The 15,334-nt window shown below is 54.7% G+C and carries 15 protein-coding genes; all 15 read left to right on the top strand.

What is annotated here, in order from left to right:
- Positions 1 to 106 precede the first annotated feature (106 nt).
- The 15 genes from ftsH (at position 107) to MKY74_RS03570 (ending at position 15,303) form a co-directional block, all read left to right on the top strand.
- Positions 107 to 2,227 (top strand): ATP-dependent zinc metalloprotease FtsH, encoded by a 2,121-nt coding sequence (gene ftsH / locus MKY74_RS03640; protein ID WP_076176680.1) that lies wholly within the window; start codon positions 107 to 109, stop codon positions 2,225 to 2,227.
- Between the two features lie 440 nt (positions 2,228 to 2,667).
- Positions 2,668 to 3,606 (top strand): quinolinate synthase NadA, encoded by a 939-nt coding sequence (nadA, locus tag MKY74_RS03635; RefSeq protein WP_076176681.1) that lies wholly within the window; start codon positions 2,668 to 2,670, stop codon positions 3,604 to 3,606.
- 39 nt (positions 3,607 to 3,645) lie between these two features.
- Positions 3,646 to 5,262 carry an L-aspartate oxidase gene (nadB, locus tag MKY74_RS03630; RefSeq protein ID WP_076176682.1) on the top strand — a complete coding sequence of 539 codons (1,617 nt, stop codon included), beginning with the start codon at positions 3,646 to 3,648 and terminating at the stop codon, positions 5,260 to 5,262.
- Positions 5,252 to 6,118, top strand: coding sequence for a carboxylating nicotinate-nucleotide diphosphorylase (gene nadC / locus MKY74_RS03625; protein ID WP_076176683.1), 867 nt, complete (start codon positions 5,252 to 5,254; stop codon positions 6,116 to 6,118). The genes nadB and nadC overlap by 11 nt, the downstream gene beginning before the upstream one ends.
- A 5-nt stretch (positions 6,119 to 6,123) precedes the next feature.
- Entirely contained in the window at positions 6,124 to 6,891 is a 768-nt protein-coding gene (locus MKY74_RS03620) for a type III pantothenate kinase (protein ID WP_076176684.1), read from the top strand.
- Between the two features lie 108 nt (positions 6,892 to 6,999).
- A complete protein-coding gene (hslO, locus tag MKY74_RS03615; RefSeq protein ID WP_076176685.1) occupies positions 7,000 to 7,884 on the top strand; it encodes an Hsp33 family molecular chaperone HslO in 885 nt (294 codons plus the stop codon).
- 17 nt (positions 7,885 to 7,901) lie between these two features.
- The gene (locus MKY74_RS03610) at positions 7,902 to 8,858 is read left to right on the top strand and encodes a peptidylprolyl isomerase (protein WP_084204274.1); all 957 of its coding nucleotides are present in this window, start codon (positions 7,902 to 7,904) and stop codon (positions 8,856 to 8,858) included.
- A 250-nt stretch (positions 8,859 to 9,108) separates the two neighbouring features.
- A complete protein-coding gene (cysK, locus tag MKY74_RS03605) occupies positions 9,109 to 10,047 on the top strand; it encodes a cysteine synthase A (protein WP_076176686.1) in 939 nt (312 codons plus the stop codon).
- Between the two features lie 192 nt (positions 10,048 to 10,239).
- Complete coding sequence (locus tag MKY74_RS03600; protein WP_076176687.1) at positions 10,240 to 11,838, top strand: anthranilate synthase component I family protein; 1,599 nt, start codon at positions 10,240 to 10,242, stop codon at positions 11,836 to 11,838.
- A 4-nt stretch (positions 11,839 to 11,842) separates the two neighbouring features.
- The gene (gene pabA, locus MKY74_RS03595) at positions 11,843 to 12,424 is read left to right on the top strand and encodes an aminodeoxychorismate/anthranilate synthase component II (RefSeq protein WP_076176688.1); all 582 of its coding nucleotides are present in this window, start codon (positions 11,843 to 11,845) and stop codon (positions 12,422 to 12,424) included.
- The gene (locus MKY74_RS03590) at positions 12,421 to 13,308 is read left to right on the top strand and encodes an aminotransferase class IV (RefSeq protein WP_076176689.1); all 888 of its coding nucleotides are present in this window, start codon (positions 12,421 to 12,423) and stop codon (positions 13,306 to 13,308) included. The genes pabA and MKY74_RS03590 overlap by 4 nt, the downstream gene beginning before the upstream one ends.
- Positions 13,309 to 13,343: 35 nt before the next feature.
- A complete protein-coding gene (gene folP, locus MKY74_RS03585) occupies positions 13,344 to 14,168 on the top strand; it encodes a dihydropteroate synthase (protein ID WP_089550450.1) in 825 nt (274 codons plus the stop codon).
- 59 nt (positions 14,169 to 14,227) lie between these two features.
- A complete protein-coding gene (folB, locus tag MKY74_RS03580) occupies positions 14,228 to 14,590 on the top strand; it encodes a dihydroneopterin aldolase (RefSeq protein WP_076176691.1) in 363 nt (120 codons plus the stop codon).
- A gap of 9 nt (positions 14,591 to 14,599) precedes the next feature.
- Positions 14,600 to 15,148, top strand: a complete 549-nt coding sequence (gene folK / locus MKY74_RS03575; RefSeq protein ID WP_076176692.1) for a 2-amino-4-hydroxy-6-hydroxymethyldihydropteridine diphosphokinase — start codon at positions 14,600 to 14,602, stop codon at positions 15,146 to 15,148.
- Positions 15,100 to 15,303, top strand: a complete 204-nt coding sequence (locus MKY74_RS03570) for a helix-turn-helix domain-containing protein (RefSeq protein WP_076176693.1) — start codon at positions 15,100 to 15,102, stop codon at positions 15,301 to 15,303. Before folK ends, MKY74_RS03570 begins: the two co-directional genes overlap by 49 nt.
- The last annotated feature ends 31 nt before the right edge of the window (positions 15,304 to 15,334 follow it).

The raw sequence follows: 15,334 nt of genomic DNA, 5'->3' as shown, positions 1-15,334 counted from the left end.
ACTCAAGCCCATGAGCTTAAGCACGCTCATGCCTTTACCACCTCTATTTGAGATGGTCAGACAGGCTATGGTAAAATAATTAAAGTGTTTTGAGAGGAGGTAGGGGATGAATCGGTTCATCCGGAATTCTGGTTTTTATTTGATTCTTTTTTTAGTTGTGGTGGGCATAGTCCAGTTTGTCAGCAACAGCGGTGAATCTGCTGACAGCCCTAGATACGATCAATTGCGCCAGCAAATCGCTGCTGGTAACGTATCGGAAATTACGGTTCAATTCGACGGTTACGCCTATCTGGTAACCGGTAAATATAAGAATAAACCGGCCGACGTTAAATCAGAGAATTTCTCGACCTACACTCCGGCTACAGATGCTGCAATCGAAGAGCTGGTAGCTGCCAGTGACAAAACCGGCATGAAATTCACCCAGAAGAAGATGGAAGGCGAAAGCGTCTGGCTGACGCTGCTCTCTTCCCTGATTCCTTTGGTTATTATGTTTATTCTCTTCTTCTTCCTGTTCAATCAAGCGCAGGGAGGCGGGGGCAAGGTTATGAACTTCGGCAAGAGCCGCGCCCGCCTATATAATGAAGAGAAGAAAAGGGTTACCTTTGAGGATGTTGCGGGAGCTGACGAAGAGAAGCAGGAGCTTGTCGAAGTCGTTGAGTTCCTGAAAGATCCGCGGAAATTTGCCGCAGTAGGTGCCCGTATTCCTAAAGGGGTTCTCCTCGTAGGCCCTCCAGGTACAGGTAAAACCCTCCTCGCCCGCGCTGTAGCAGGTGAAGCCGGAGTTCCGTTCTTCAGTATTTCCGGTTCGGACTTTGTGGAAATGTTCGTCGGGGTCGGTGCATCCCGTGTGCGTGACTTGTTCGAGAACGCCAAGAAAAACGCACCATGTATTATCTTCATTGACGAGATTGACGCCGTAGGTCGTCAGCGCGGTGCCGGACTTGGCGGCGGGCATGACGAACGCGAACAGACGCTGAACCAGCTCCTCGTTGAGATGGACGGTTTCGGCGGCAACGAAGGCATCATCATCGTGGCTGCAACGAACCGTGCCGACATCCTCGACCCTGCGCTTCTGCGTCCAGGCCGTTTTGACCGTCAAATTACGGTCGATCGTCCAGACGTGAAAGGCCGCGAGGCAGTACTGAAGGTTCATGCACGCAACAAGCCTCTGACCAAAGACGTCAAGCTGGATGTTGTGGCTAAACGTACGACAGGCTTTACCGGCGCCGAGCTGGAGAACCTGATGAACGAAGCGGCGCTGCTTGCTGCACGTCGTAACCGTAAAGACATCTCCATGCGAGAAGTTGATGAAGCGATTGACCGTGTCATCGTCGGTACCGAGAAGCGCAGCCGCGTGATCAGCGACCGGGAGAAGCGGATTGTCGCTTACCACGAAGCCGGCCACACGATTGTGGGCTACTTCTTGGAGCATGCCGATATGGTACACAAGGTAACGATCATTCCACGCGGACGCGCCGGCGGATATGTCATCATGATGCCGAAGGAAGACCGGATGCTTGTGACCAAGCAAGAGCTGCTTGATAAGGTGACGGGTCTCCTGGGCGGCCGGGTCTCCGAGGAACTGTTTATCGGTGAAATCGGAACAGGCGCATACAGCGACTTCCAGCAGGCTACGGGCATCGTCCGCAGCATGATTATGGAATACGGTATGAGTGAGAAGCTTGGACCGCTTCAGTTCGGGTCCTCGCAAGGTCAGGTATTCCTGGGCCGTGACCTCGGTCACGAGCAGAACTACAGTGATTCGATCGCTTATGAGATCGACCAGGAAATGCAGCGCATGACAAACGAGTGCTACGAGCGGGCGAGAGACCTGCTGACCAAGTACTCGAAAGAGGTTCACCTCATCGCGAACACGCTGCTTGAGAAGGAGACGCTCGAGCTTGAACAGATCAAGGAACTGATCGAGCAAGGTTATCTTTCTGAAGACGGCCCGAAAGAGGGCGGAAGCGGAAATGATGAAGGTTCCTCCGAGCATGGCGCTCCTGTCATCGACAACGTCGGTGACGTGCGTGTACGCATTCAGGGCAAGGATAATACCAGCCTGCCAACGGAAGAAATTCCGAACGATGTTCCATCCAACTTGCCGAATGACCCGCCAAGCGATATCAACACGGATACGCCGGGCGACATTCCAAATAACAATGATGGAACGAATGAGAATCCAGGTTCGGGCAACGGCGGAACACCGCCGGAATCCAGATCCTAATCCCATTGCAACAACAGCCCGGAGACGGTTAGCCGTCTCCGGGTTTTTTGTGTCGTTTGCCAGGAAATAAGAGCGGCGGACATTTGAGGTGTTCAAGCATTGAAGCCGACAGCGTTCCGCCTTAACTCTGTCGCACCAGTTAATTTTTTTGAGGGATAGCAGCGATTGGGGCGGCTGCAAGCTCCAAATAGAAGCGAGGCGGCTTAATCGGACGGAATCGAGCGGGAAGCTTTGTTTTCTTCCGGCTAGATAGCATATAAAGATCATTTTAGTCAATTGACAGTATCGTGAACCTTGTGTAAATTAGTTGATAAACAAGATGGTCTCGAGGTTGCAACGGGCAACTTTGGGAGAATTTTCACAAACTATTCATGATGTTATGAGGTTATGAAGCCATCAACCGGGTAAAATCATGGGATTTCAGAGGGAGTGGGTTACTGGTGGAAGCTCTGGCACTGGAGCATAAGCAGGAACAAAAGCGGGAACTGACGGAGAAGCTGCTTAAGCTAAAGAAGGAAAGAAACGCCATTATTTTGGCGCATTATTATCAAAGGGATGAAATTCAGGAAGTAGCGGATTTCCGTGGCGATTCCTTCCTGCTTGCCCAGAAAGCGGCTCAAACCGATGCGGAAGTCATCGTCTTCTGCGGCGTTCATTTTATGGGTGAAAGCGCTAAGATTCTGGCTCCGAACAAAACGGTGCTGATTCCGGATGAGCGTGCAGGCTGTCCAATGGCCGATATGGTCAACGTGGACGGACTCCGCAAACTGAAAGCGCAGCATCCTAACGCCAAAGTCGTTACGTATATCAACTCTTCGGCAGAGATCAAGGCGGAAACGGATATTTGCTGTACCTCTTCCAATGCGGTAAAGGTGATTCAATCGGTCGATTCCGATGAGATCATCTGGGTACCGGACAAAAATTTGGGTCACTATGTGCAGCAGCATACCGACAAGAAGCTCATCATTTGGGAAGGGTACTGCAATACGCATGATATGCTGACGGTAAAAGACGTTGTGGAGATGAAAGCCAAATATCCCGACGCCGAATTTGTCGTACACCCGGAATGCCGTCCGGAGGTCGTAGCCATGGGCGATTTCGTCGGCAGCACCACGGCGATTTTGGAATACTGCAAAAAATCAAGCAGCAAACAGTTTATCGTTGGAACCGAAGACGGTACCGGATACCAGCTTCGTCTCGACAGCCCGGATAAGGAGTTTCATTTCGCCACCAAGTTTTTGGTATGCCCGAACATGAAGGTGAACAATCTGAAAAAACTGGTGAAGTGTCTGGAAACCATGAAGCCGCAAATCTACGTGCCGCCGGTTGTTGCAGATAAAGCCAGAACTTCTTTAGAGCGCATGTTACAAGTACAGTAGCATGCGCTACTCTTTCTCTTAAGACAGGTGAACAGGCACATGATTCCACAATATCTGGTTGACTTTGATCTGCAGACTTTGCCCCGGACCAAGACGGATGTCATCGTCATCGGCTCGGGCATAGCCGGGTTGTATACGGCGATTCAGGCAAGCCAGGACCGGCACGTCATCATGATCACGAAAAAAGCACTGCTCGAAAGCAACACCCGGTACGCTCAAGGGGGGATTGCCGCGGTCATTTCGGAAGATGATTCCCCGCAGTATCACCGGCAGGATACGCTGATGGCGGGGGCAGGGCTGTGTTCATCCTCCTCGGTGGACCTCTTGGTCAATGAAGGCCCGGAGGGCGTCAAGGAGCTGATCCGGCTCGGCACAACGTTTGACCTGGAGAACGGGGAGCTTGCCCTGACCCAGGAAGGCGCACACAGCCACCGGCGAATTTTGCATGCCAACGGGGACGCGACCGGCTACGAAATTGTCAGAGCGCTGGCGGAGAAGGTTGCGGAGCATGATCATATTGAGGTATGGGAGCATCACTTTGTAATAGACGTTATTACAGAAGACGGCGAGTGCAAGGGAGCACTGGTTCAGCGCCCGGATGGACAGCGGATCTTTGTGCAGGCTAACGCGACCGTGCTTTGTTCCGGCGGCGCGGGACAGCTCTACCGGTATACCACTAATCCGGAAGTGGCCACGGCCGATGGTGTGGCGATTGCCTATCGGGCAGGGGCTGAGGTCCGCGATATGGAGTTTATTCAGTTTCACCCGACCGCTCTTTGTTATCCGGGTGCTCCGAGGTTTTTAATCTCCGAAGCGGTTCGGGGCGAAGGCGCCGTTCTGAGGAATATTAAAGGCGAACGTTTTATGGAGAAATACCATGAGTTGCTCGAATTGGCGCCGCGCGACATTGTCGCCCGGGCGATCCTCAGCGAAATGGACGAAACGAAATCCACCTTCGTCTATTTGGATATTACCCATGAGCCGGAGGATATGCTTAAGCATCGGTTTCCGACCATTTACGAAACGTGCATGACTTACGGATTGGATATGTCGACGGACTGGATTCCAGTGGCTCCGGCTGCGCATTATATGATGGGCGGCGTCAAAACGGACCTGAACGGCGAGAGCAGCATCAAGCGGCTGTTTGCCTGCGGCGAAGTGTCCTCGACCGGTGTTCACGGCGCCAACCGACTGGCCAGCAACTCGCTTTCTGAAGCGATCGTGTTTGGACGGCGTATTGTGAACCGCCTGCGGGAACTGTCCCCACTGGACTGGGAGCCTAAAGATATCCGGGTCGATGAGGGGCGTCTGGAATCGCCAAGGCAGGCCATTGTAGAGCGTCGGCTCAAACTTCAGAAGGTGATGGTGCGGTACGTTGGTCTGCGCCGGAACAAGACGCTGCTGCTGAAGGGGCTGGATGAACTGAAGCGCCAGCTGCCGATTTTTCAGTCCGGACTGAGCAAGCGTGAGGAATTTGAATTTGCCAACATGCTGACCAGCAGTTTGCTGGTGACCAGCGCGGCATTGTCCCGGGAAGAGAGCCGTGGGGCGCATTACCGCGAAGACTTCCCCCTGCGGGATGACGAAGGCTGGCGCAAGCATCTGCTGCAGCGGCGGGATCAAGAAATAGTGGAGGAAATCAGCGATGACGTTTAACGGATATGATGAAAGTCTTGTGGAATCCATCCGGCTGTGGCTGAGAGAGGACGTCGGGTCGGGAGATGTGACGACGCTGTCGACCATCCCGGCCGGTCATGAATCCAAGGGAATCATTCATGCCAAGGAAGATGGCGTGGTAGCCGGACTGCCCGTATCGGAGCTTGTGTTTCAAGTCGTGGACCCGGCGCTCACATTCACGCCTCAAGTATCGGAAGGCAATTTTGTAAAGAAGGGAACGGTACTCGCTGTCGTGGAAGGCAGCACGCACCGGATTTTGACGGGGGAGCGGCTGGCCTTGAATTTGCTGCAGCGCCTGTCAGGCATTGCGACCCGGACACGTTCGTTCGTGGATGCGCTTGAGGGCCTGCCTACCCGCTTGGTCGATACCCGGAAGACGACGCCGGGACACCGCATGCTGGAGAAATACGCGGTGCGCGTCGGCGGGGGAGCCAACCACCGCTTCGGGCTGTACGATGCTGTGATGATCAAGGACAACCATATTAAAGGCGCTGGCGGAATCCGCCAGGCCGTGGAGCGTGCCCGGGCGTTTATCCCGCATACGATGACCATCGAAGTGGAGACGGAATCGCTTGAGCAGGTCGAGGAAGCGCTGGAAGCCGGTGCGGACATCATCATGCTGGATAACATGAGCCAGGATCTGATGAAAGAGGCTGTCCGGCGTATTAAGGCCAAGTCCCCGCATGTGACCGTGGAGGCTTCCGGCAACGTGTCTTTGAAGACTGTGAAGGGGATCGCGGCCTGCGGCGTCGACGTCATTTCGGTCGGCAGACTGACGTATTCCTTCGACAGCCTGGACATCAGCCTTGATCTCAATGCGGTGAAGGAGGGATAGCCCCCGTGATTCTGGTGATCGACATCGGGAATACGAACATCGTCTTGGGGATATACAGAAACCGGGAGCTATTGCATCATTTCCGTCTCAGCACGGTCAATCATTCCACGCCGGACGAGTACGGCATTATGTTCCGGAACATGTTTCAGATGTCCGGGATCCCGGTTAGCGATATTGAGGGCGTGATTATTTCTTCGGTGGTACCGCCTATGGTCCATGTCATTGAGGAGATGTGCCAAAAATATATCCACCATTCGCCGCTCATCGTGGGACCGGGGATTAAAACCGGGCTCAATCTGCGTTACGAAAATCCGCGCGAGGTCGGGGCTGACCGGATCGCCAACGCCGTTGCCGCCGTGGAGAAGTACCAGGGCCCGCTCGTCGTGATCGATTTTGGCACGGCTACCACATTTGACTGCATCGATCCCAAAGGCGCCTATCTCGGCGGCCTGATCGTGCCGGGCATCGGCATTGCGACCGAAGCGCTGTATCAGCGTGCATCGAAGCTGCCTCGGATTGAGCTGGAGAAGCCCAAAAAGGTCATCGGGCGAAATACAGTCCATGCGATGCAGGCAGGCATTATTTTCGGATACGCCGGGCAGGTTGACGGCATTGTAGAGCGGATTCGCGGCGAGATGCAGGTGCCCTCCCTGAAAGTGGTCGCAACGGGCGGACTGGCGGATCTGATCGCCAGCGAAACGAAGGTCATCCAGGAAGTGAATCCGCTGCTGACGCTCGACGGTCTCCGGATTATTTATGATCGCAACCGCTGAATTGCCAGAAAGATCAACCGGATCCCCAAAAAGGCCTGTTTTGCGGTAAAATAGATAGATAATGGCAGAGCCTTCCCGGCTCATCCAATAAAGGAGGCAGTACACATAATGGAAAACAAACAGGACCGCCTCATCCGGGGCACGGCCATGAACGGACGGGTCCGGGCTTTCGCGGTGAGAACGACGGCTCTCGTGGAGGAGCTTCGCAGAAGGCATGATACGTGGCCTACCGCCACAGCGGCGCTGGGACGCACGCTGACAGCCGCTGGTATGATGGGCGCCATGCTGAAGGGCAAGGAAAAGCTCAGCATTCAAGTCAAGGGCGACGGACCGATTGGACAGATCGTCGTAGAAGCCAACTCCTTTGGCGAAGTGACGGGATACGTCACTAATCCGCATGTCCATTTGCCGAGCAACAGCCAGGGAAAACTCGACGTAGCCGGCGCGGTTGGCCGTGAGGGATACCTGCACGTAACGAAAGACCTGGGCCTCAAAGAGCCTTACCGCGGAAGCGTACCGATTATTTCGGGAGAGCTCGGAGAGGACTTTACGTATTATTTTGCCGTATCGGAGCAAACCCCTACTGCGGTTGGCCTCGGCGTACTCGTCGCTCCCGACAATTCCGTGCTCGTGGCCGGCGGCTTTATCATTCAGCTGCTTCCGGGCCTTTCCGATGAGGAAATCACGGCGATCGAGCAGGCGGTAAGCGCGATTCCGCCGGTAACCACCCTGCTGGACCAAGGGTTGGAGTTGGAAGATATGCTGAAGCAGCTGCTTCCCGATGTAGAGGTTCTCGAAGAAATGGACATCAAGTTTCGCTGTCAGTGTTCCCGTGAGCGGGTAGAGCAAACGCTGGTCAGCCTGGGCCAAGCGGAACTGGAGCGTTTGATTGAGGAAGATGGACAGGCGGAAGTGGTGTGCCATTTCTGCAATGAAGCGTATGATTTTGACAGGGAACAACTGCAGCAAATTCTTGAACAAGCCATGAAGTAAGGGGCGGGTTCGATGATATGATAACCAGACAGGAGAAGGGGCTGTGGGCCGCGGTCATTATTTTGGCAGCGGGCGTGTTGTTTATGGGGAGTCTGATTGTCATCCGTGGACTTAAACCGGCAGATGAGCCGTCACCGGCTGAAGACAAGCAAGCAGGGGCGGATGCGGTGGCGTCTTTTAACGGCAGCACCATTACGGAAAGCGATTGGGTCGAGGAGCTGAAACGGACGCACGGGGAGGAAGCATTGACGCAGATGCTGAATCACAAGGCGGTATATGCGGAAGCCCAGTCCCTGAAAATTAAGGTGACCCCGGAGGAAGTGACGGAGGAGATTAACCGGGAAATGCAGGGTTACGCTTCCCCGGACGACTATTATCGGGAGATGGCCGACCAGCTGAACCTGACTCCCGAGGAGATCCGGGCGGAAACCGAGTACCGTCTCACACTGCAAAAGATCGCAACCGCAGGAATTCGCATCACGGATGCGGAGGTACAGCGTTATATCGATCAGCATCAAGAGGAGTTTGCAGCCAAGAAGGCTTATCATCTTGCCTGGATTCAGACGGATACCGAAGATGAGGCGAATCGGGTGCTTGACCGACTGCAGCAGGGAGAGGATTTCGGCACGCTGGCGGCAGCGTACTCCCTGGATGAATTTACACGCGATCAAGGCGGCGATCTGGGGACGGTGGAGGAGGATGATCCTTTTATTGCTCCGGAAGTACTGCAGACAGCCTCAACCCTGAAGCCAGGGGACGCAGCGGGTCCGGTACGGCTAAATGACGGATATGCGGTCGTCCAGCTGATCAGCGTGGAGAACGGCAGTACCAAGAGCAGCGAGGAGATCATTCGGGAGGCCCGCAAACAGCTGGCCTTAAGCGAGGCGGTTCCCCTTTCGCAGCTGGAAGAACAGTTGAGAAACAAATATGACGCCAAAATTTTGATCAAAATATCGCCATCCAAAGCATCCTGAAACGACAGAAGCGGCAGGCAAGATGATGAGCCCTGGCTAACCTACGTTTTCAGGATGTTTTCTTTGTTTACAACCAGGCCTTACGTCCGGGTTCGTATTGACATTGAGGTGGAAGGTTGATAAGATGAAGGTATAAATACCTACTTATTTACTCGGATATAGTTTGATCCAAGCCAGCCAGATTCTCTTTCTAGAATTTTGTATACAGCAGTTATTCATCAAATTCATTATAAACAGGGAGGATTTACCTATGGCTAAGGTCGTCAACAACGTAACGGAATTAATCGGAGGAACACCCCTTGTCCGGCTGAACCGGCTTGCACCGGAAGACAGCGCGGAAATTTACTTGAAGCTGGAATATCAAAATCCGGGCTCCAGCGTTAAGGACCGGATTGCGATCAGCATCGTCGAACAAGCGGAGAAGGACGGCCTTCTGAAGCCTGGCGGTACGATTGTGGAAGCGACAAGCGGCAACACCGGTATCGGTCTGGCTATGGTAGCTGCAGCCAAAGGCTATAAAGCCGTGATCGTCATGCCTGAAACGATGAGCCTCGAGCGCCGCAACCTGCTTCGCGCTTACGGTGCAGAATTGGTTCTGACACCGGGAGCTGAAGGCATGAACGGTGCCGTTAAGAAAGCCGAAGAAATCGTGAAGGAAAATCCGGATTACTTTATGGCTGAGCAGTTCAAAAACCCGGCCAACGTGAAGATTCACCGCGAAACGACGGGTCCGGAAATTGTGGAAGCGATTGAATCCATTGGCGGATCCCTCGACGCCTTCGTGGCAGGAATCGGAACGGGCGGAACGATTTCCGGTGCCGGCGAAGTGCTGAAGAACCGCTTCCCTGACATCAAGATCGTGGCTGTTGAGCCTGCGGCTTCTCCAATTCTGGCAGGAGGCAAACCAGGACCGCACAAAATTCAAGGTCTGGGCGCCAACTTTATTCCGGATATCCTTAACCGTGACATCTACGATGAAATCATTCACGTGGAGAACGACGAAGCCTTTGAAACGGCACGCCGTGTCGCCAAAGAAGAAGGCGTCCTGTCCGGTATTTCTTCCGGCGCTGCCGTGTTCGCCGCACTCAAAGTGGCCAAAGAGCTCGGTAAAGGCAAACGTGTCGTGGTAGTCATCCCAAGTAACGGCGAACGCTATTTGAGCACACCGCTGTATAACTTTGAGGCGTAATTAGCGTCTTATAGATTGTAAAAACTCTCGCCCCTGCTGCCGGTCTATCCGGCTGCAGGTTTTTTTTGTTCATATTGCTGCTCATTGGCAGCCAAATCAGGTATCTTTTTGGAAAAAGTCTTTTCAAACCTGCCGACTCCAAGTATACTGACAACCAATAGACGGGTCTTGTTACTAAAAGGGGATCAGAAAATGAAGAGAAATGAGCGCGGTTTGATCACCTTGGATCAATGGATGACTTGGGCCGCAGAGGGCATCACGATGTTTCCATATGTGCTGTCGTCCGGAGAATGGGACCGGCAGGAAGAAGGGGAGCTCCCGGCGGCTTGGACGTCAGCCTGGGAACAGGCTTCGCACTATTCCTTCGTACTCGAGAGCGGTAAGGAAGGGCGGTACACCTACCTGGGGCTGCGTCCGGTGTCGGTTCTTCACGGAAAAGATCACGGTGGCGTCGTGACGCACCTGCTGAGCGGGGCGACGGAGAAGGTGGACGGAAGTCCGCTGCAGGTGCTGCAGCGGTGGATGGCGCCGTACCGGGCTCCCCAGCAGCCGGATCCAGAATTGCCGCCCCTTCTTGGAGGATGCGTTGGCTTTCTAGGGTATGACATCGTTCGTTCCCTTGAAAATCTGCCTTCCACCGCAGCCGATCTTCCGGCATTCCCGGATTATTTGTGGATGCGGATGGAAGAGTTGTGGGTACATGATGCAGACAGCCGGAAGGTGTACTGCACGGTCCATGTGCATTTTGATGCAGAAGGGCTGGACAGGGATCTGATCGGGCAAAGGCTGGGTGTGCTTTACGAGGAGGCTGCCGAGCGTGCCCGGTCCATGCAGTCGCTGTGGCTGTCCATGGTGAACCTGGACGGCGGGATCCAGGCCGAAGCGGACCGGCGGCGAAAGCAGGCAGAGGAGCTGTCCCCCCGGATGGAGTGGCCGCAGCTGCGTACCGGATTCCCGCAGGAATCCTTCGAACAGGCTGTGCGGGCCATCCAGCAGTACATTCGCGAAGGGGACGTCTTCCAGGTGAATCTGTCGCTCCGTCAGGAGCTGGACCTGCATTCGCCGCCGGAGCAGGCCTATGAATGGCTTCGCCTGCTGAACCCTTCCCCTTACATGGGGCTTTTGCGCTCACCGGGTTTCACGCTGGTCAGCGGCTCCCCGGAACTGTTGGTGAAGCTTCAGGGGGAGCGGATCAGCACCCGCCCGATCGCCGGCACGAGGCGCCGGGGGCTGACCCCGCAGGAGGATGCGGCCATGGCGGCCGAGCTGCTGGGCAGCGAGAAGGAGAGAGCCGAGCATATCATGCTGGTGGATCTCGAACGCAACGATTTGGGGAAGGTGGCTGCGTACGGCTCGGTACACGTCCCGGAGCTGATGACGGTCGAGCATTACTCCCATGTGATGCACCTCGTTTCTCAGGTGGAAGGCCGGCTCGCTCCGGGCAAAGGCGTATACGACGTGATCGCCGCCTTTTTCCCGGGAGGAACCATCACGGGCGCCCCTAAGGTGAGGACGATGGAGATCATCGAGGAGCTGGAACCCGTAAGGCGCGGGCCATACACCGGCTCAATCGGCTGGATTGACTACAACGGCAATATGGAATTAAATATTATCATAAGAACGATGGCCGTCCTGGAAGGTACGGGATATATCCAGGCCGGGGCGGGAATCGTCATCGATTCCGACCCTTACCGGGAATACCGGGAATGCCAAAACAAAGCCAAAGGCATGATCCTGGCGGTTCTCGCAAGCGAAGAGGAATCCGCCGCCAAATCTGGGATAAGGGGATGAGCATATGATTTTGGTTATCGACAATTATGACTCTTTTACGTACAATCTGGTGCAGTATTTGGGGGAACTCGGACAGGAAGTGAAGGTATACCGCAACGATGAAATTACCGTGTCCGGCATTGAGGAGCTTGCACCCGACCATATTTTGATTTCCCCGGGCCCCTGCACGCCGAACGAGGCGGGGATCAGCCTGGAGACGATTGCGAATTTTAAAGGCAAAATCCCGATTTTCGGCGTATGCTTGGGTCACCAGGCCATTGGGCAGGCATTCGGCGGCAATGTCATCCGTGCTGAACGGCTGATGCACGGCAAAACATCGCCGATCCATCATCACGGCAACTCCGTGTTCGAAGGCCTTCCTTCGCCATTTACAGCGACAAGATACCATTCGCTGCTTGTTGAGCGGGACAGTCTGCCGGACTGCCTGGAGATCACCGCAGAAACCGAGGAAGGCGAGATTATGGGACTGCGTCATAAGGAGTATCCGATTGAAGGCGTCCAGTTCCATCCGGAGTCGATCATCACCGATTACGGACATCAAATACTGCGCAATTTCCTGAAGCAGACCGCAGGCGCTAAAGCATGAAGAAGATAGGATTGAACGGCGGGATCGTGGATGCCGCCGACGCCGTGGTACCTGTAATGGATCACGGCTTTTTATACGGAATGGGGTTGTTTGAGACGCTGCGGACATACCGCGGCCGGCCCTTTTTGCTGGAGAGGCATTTAAAGCGGATGGCGGAGGGCTGCCGGATGCTGGGCATTCCCTTTTCGCCGGAGGATGCCCTTGCTTCCATGCCTGGCTGGATTGAAGCCTTGATGAAGGAGAACAGCCTTGAGGAGGCTTACATCCGTTATACCGTCAGCGCTGGCGTTGATGTTCTCGGGCTTCCCGGGGAGGAGTACAGCCGTCCCAATCATGTTCTGCTTGTGAAGGCGCTGCCGGAGGTGCCTGAGAACCTCTACACGCAAGGGAAAGCCCTGCAGCTGCTGGAAACGCGGCGCAACTCTCCCGAAGCTCCGATCCGCTTGAAGTCGCTCCATTACATGAACAACATTTTGGCGAAAAGAGAACTGGCGGCTGTGAGTGATCCGCGTTCCCGCCAGGCGGAAGGCCTGATGCTCGATGTGCGCGGACATGTCAGCGAAGGCGTCGTCAGCAATGTGTTTTTTGTGAAAGAAGGGGAACTCTATACACCTGATGCATCCACCGGGCTGCTGCCCGGCATTACGCGCCAGGTTGTGCTTGAGCTCGCCGGCGCGGCAGGCATCCGCTGCACGGAAGGCCTGTATACGTGGGAAGATCTGCTGGCCGCAGATGAGGTGTTCGTGACCAGCTCTATCCAGGAGCTTGTGCCCGTTACGCTCCTGCTGGACAGGCAGGGAACGGGCAGAACGGTGGGTCGAGGCGCGGCCGGCCCGATCACCCGCAGGCTGCTCGATTTGTACCGACAGAAAGCAGGGATTTGACAGTGAAAACGACAATCTACGAACGTAACTTTACAATGGGTCAAGCCGTGCTGAGGCTCGGACAGTCTACCCAGGTGATGGGCATTTTAAATGTAACGCCCGATTCCTTCTCCGACGGCGGCCGGTATGTGGATCCGGACACGGCCGTACGCCATGCGCTCAAAATGATGCTGGACGGCGCCGACCTGATCGATATCGGAGGAGAATCAACCCGGCCGGGATATACGCCGGTATCCGCGGAAGAGGAACTGGCCCGCGTGATTCCCGTGATTGAGGCGATCCATAAAGCGGCCCCGCACATTCCGATCTCGATCGATACGTACAAGGCGGAAGTGGCTCGCCAGGCCATTCTGGCCGGTGCCCATATCATCAACGATATTTGGGGAGGCAAAGGCGATCCGGACATGCTGAAGGTGGCAGCCGAGCTGGGCTGTCCGATCATTCTGATGCATAACCGGCAGGACATGGACTACACCGATTTTGTGGAGGACGTTGTCGCCGACCTGGAAGAGAGCGTGCGCCTCGCCTTGGCGGCCGGAGTTCGTGCGGAACATATTATTTTGGACCCGGGGATCGGATTTGCCAAAAACGGAGAGCACAACTTGAAGCTGATGACTCAGCTGGACCGTTTGAATCAGATTGGATATCCTGTGCTGCTGGCCACGTCCCGCAAAAAGTTCATCCGCAGCGTGCTGGATCTGCCGGTGGATGATTTGGTCGAGGGCACCGCGGCCACGGTGGCGTTCGGAATCGCCCAGGGCTGCCAGCTGGTGAGGGTCCACGATGTGAAATCGATCAAAAGAACCGTCAAAATGTGCGATGCGATGATATACACTTCAGCGGTTGTGAGTCGGGAATAACGTTTTATATACAGGATCATTTGATACGATGTTGATTATTGGGGAGGCGGGAGTAGAAAATGGATAGAATGGTCATTCACCGCATGGAGTATTACGGGTATCACGGCGTGTTCGAGGAAGAGCGCAAGCTCGGCCAGCGCTTCTACGTCGATCTGGACATGGAGCTGGATTTGCGCGCAGCCGGAGAGAACGACGATCTCACCCAAACGGTAAATTATGCCGAAGTCCACGAAACGGTCAAAAACGTGGTAGAAACCGAGTCTTTTCGCCTGATTGAAGCTTTAGCCGAACGTATTGCATCTGTTGTACTGGACACTTATACTAGTATCAATGCACTGACGGTCAAAGTGACCAAACCGCATCCTCCATTTGACATCCACTTTCAGGGTGTTACTGTGGAGCTGCATAGAACAAGAAAGTGAGACTCCACCATGAATGCACATTTCACCTCTGAGCTATCAGAGGCTTATATTGCTTTAGGGGCAAATTTGGGTGACCGCGAGCATACGCTGATGGAAGCTATTCGGCGCCTGGATGAGGATCCCCGCATTACGGTAGCCCGCTGTTCCCACCTTTATGAGACGGAGCCTGTGGGTTATGTGGACCAGCCCCTCTTTTTAAATATGGCCGTGTGCGTCCGCACAAGTTTGGATTCCCATGAACTGCTGCACGTGATGCAGGGGATTGAGAACGGGCTTGGGCGCATTCGGGAGATCCATTGGGGGCCCCGGACCGTCGATTTGGATTTAATCTGGATGGAGGGCCGCAGGGAGAACACGGAAGAACTGGTGCTGCCGCATCCCCGGATGGAGGAGCGAGCCTTCGTGCTGGTTCCCTTATCCGATATCGTTCCTCCCGACGAGCCTTCCGGCTTATATACAATCGTAGAGACAGCTCTGGATAAGCTGGATGGAAAGGAAGGTCTGCAGCTTTGGAAAACATGCAGCTGGCGAAGCGCGTCCGCGCCTTCCGGAAGCTAAAAGGCTACACGCAGCAGGAGCTCGCAGCCAAGTGCGGCATATCGCTTGCGGTGCTGGGGGCCATCGAACGGGGAAACCGTCGTGCAGAAGAACAGGTTTTGATCAAAGTAGCGGAAGCACTGGGTGTATCTGTTCAGGAACTGAGGAACGGTTAGACTTTTGAGAAGCAGGAATACTGCTTATGTA

This window comes from Paenibacillus sp. FSL R5-0378, assembly GCF_038009285.1.
Lineage (GTDB): Bacteria > Bacillota > Bacilli > Paenibacillales > Paenibacillaceae > Paenibacillus_AQ > Paenibacillus_AQ favisporus.
Note: the sequence above shows the minus strand (reverse complement) of the source record. Positions and strands in the feature narration are given on the sequence as shown.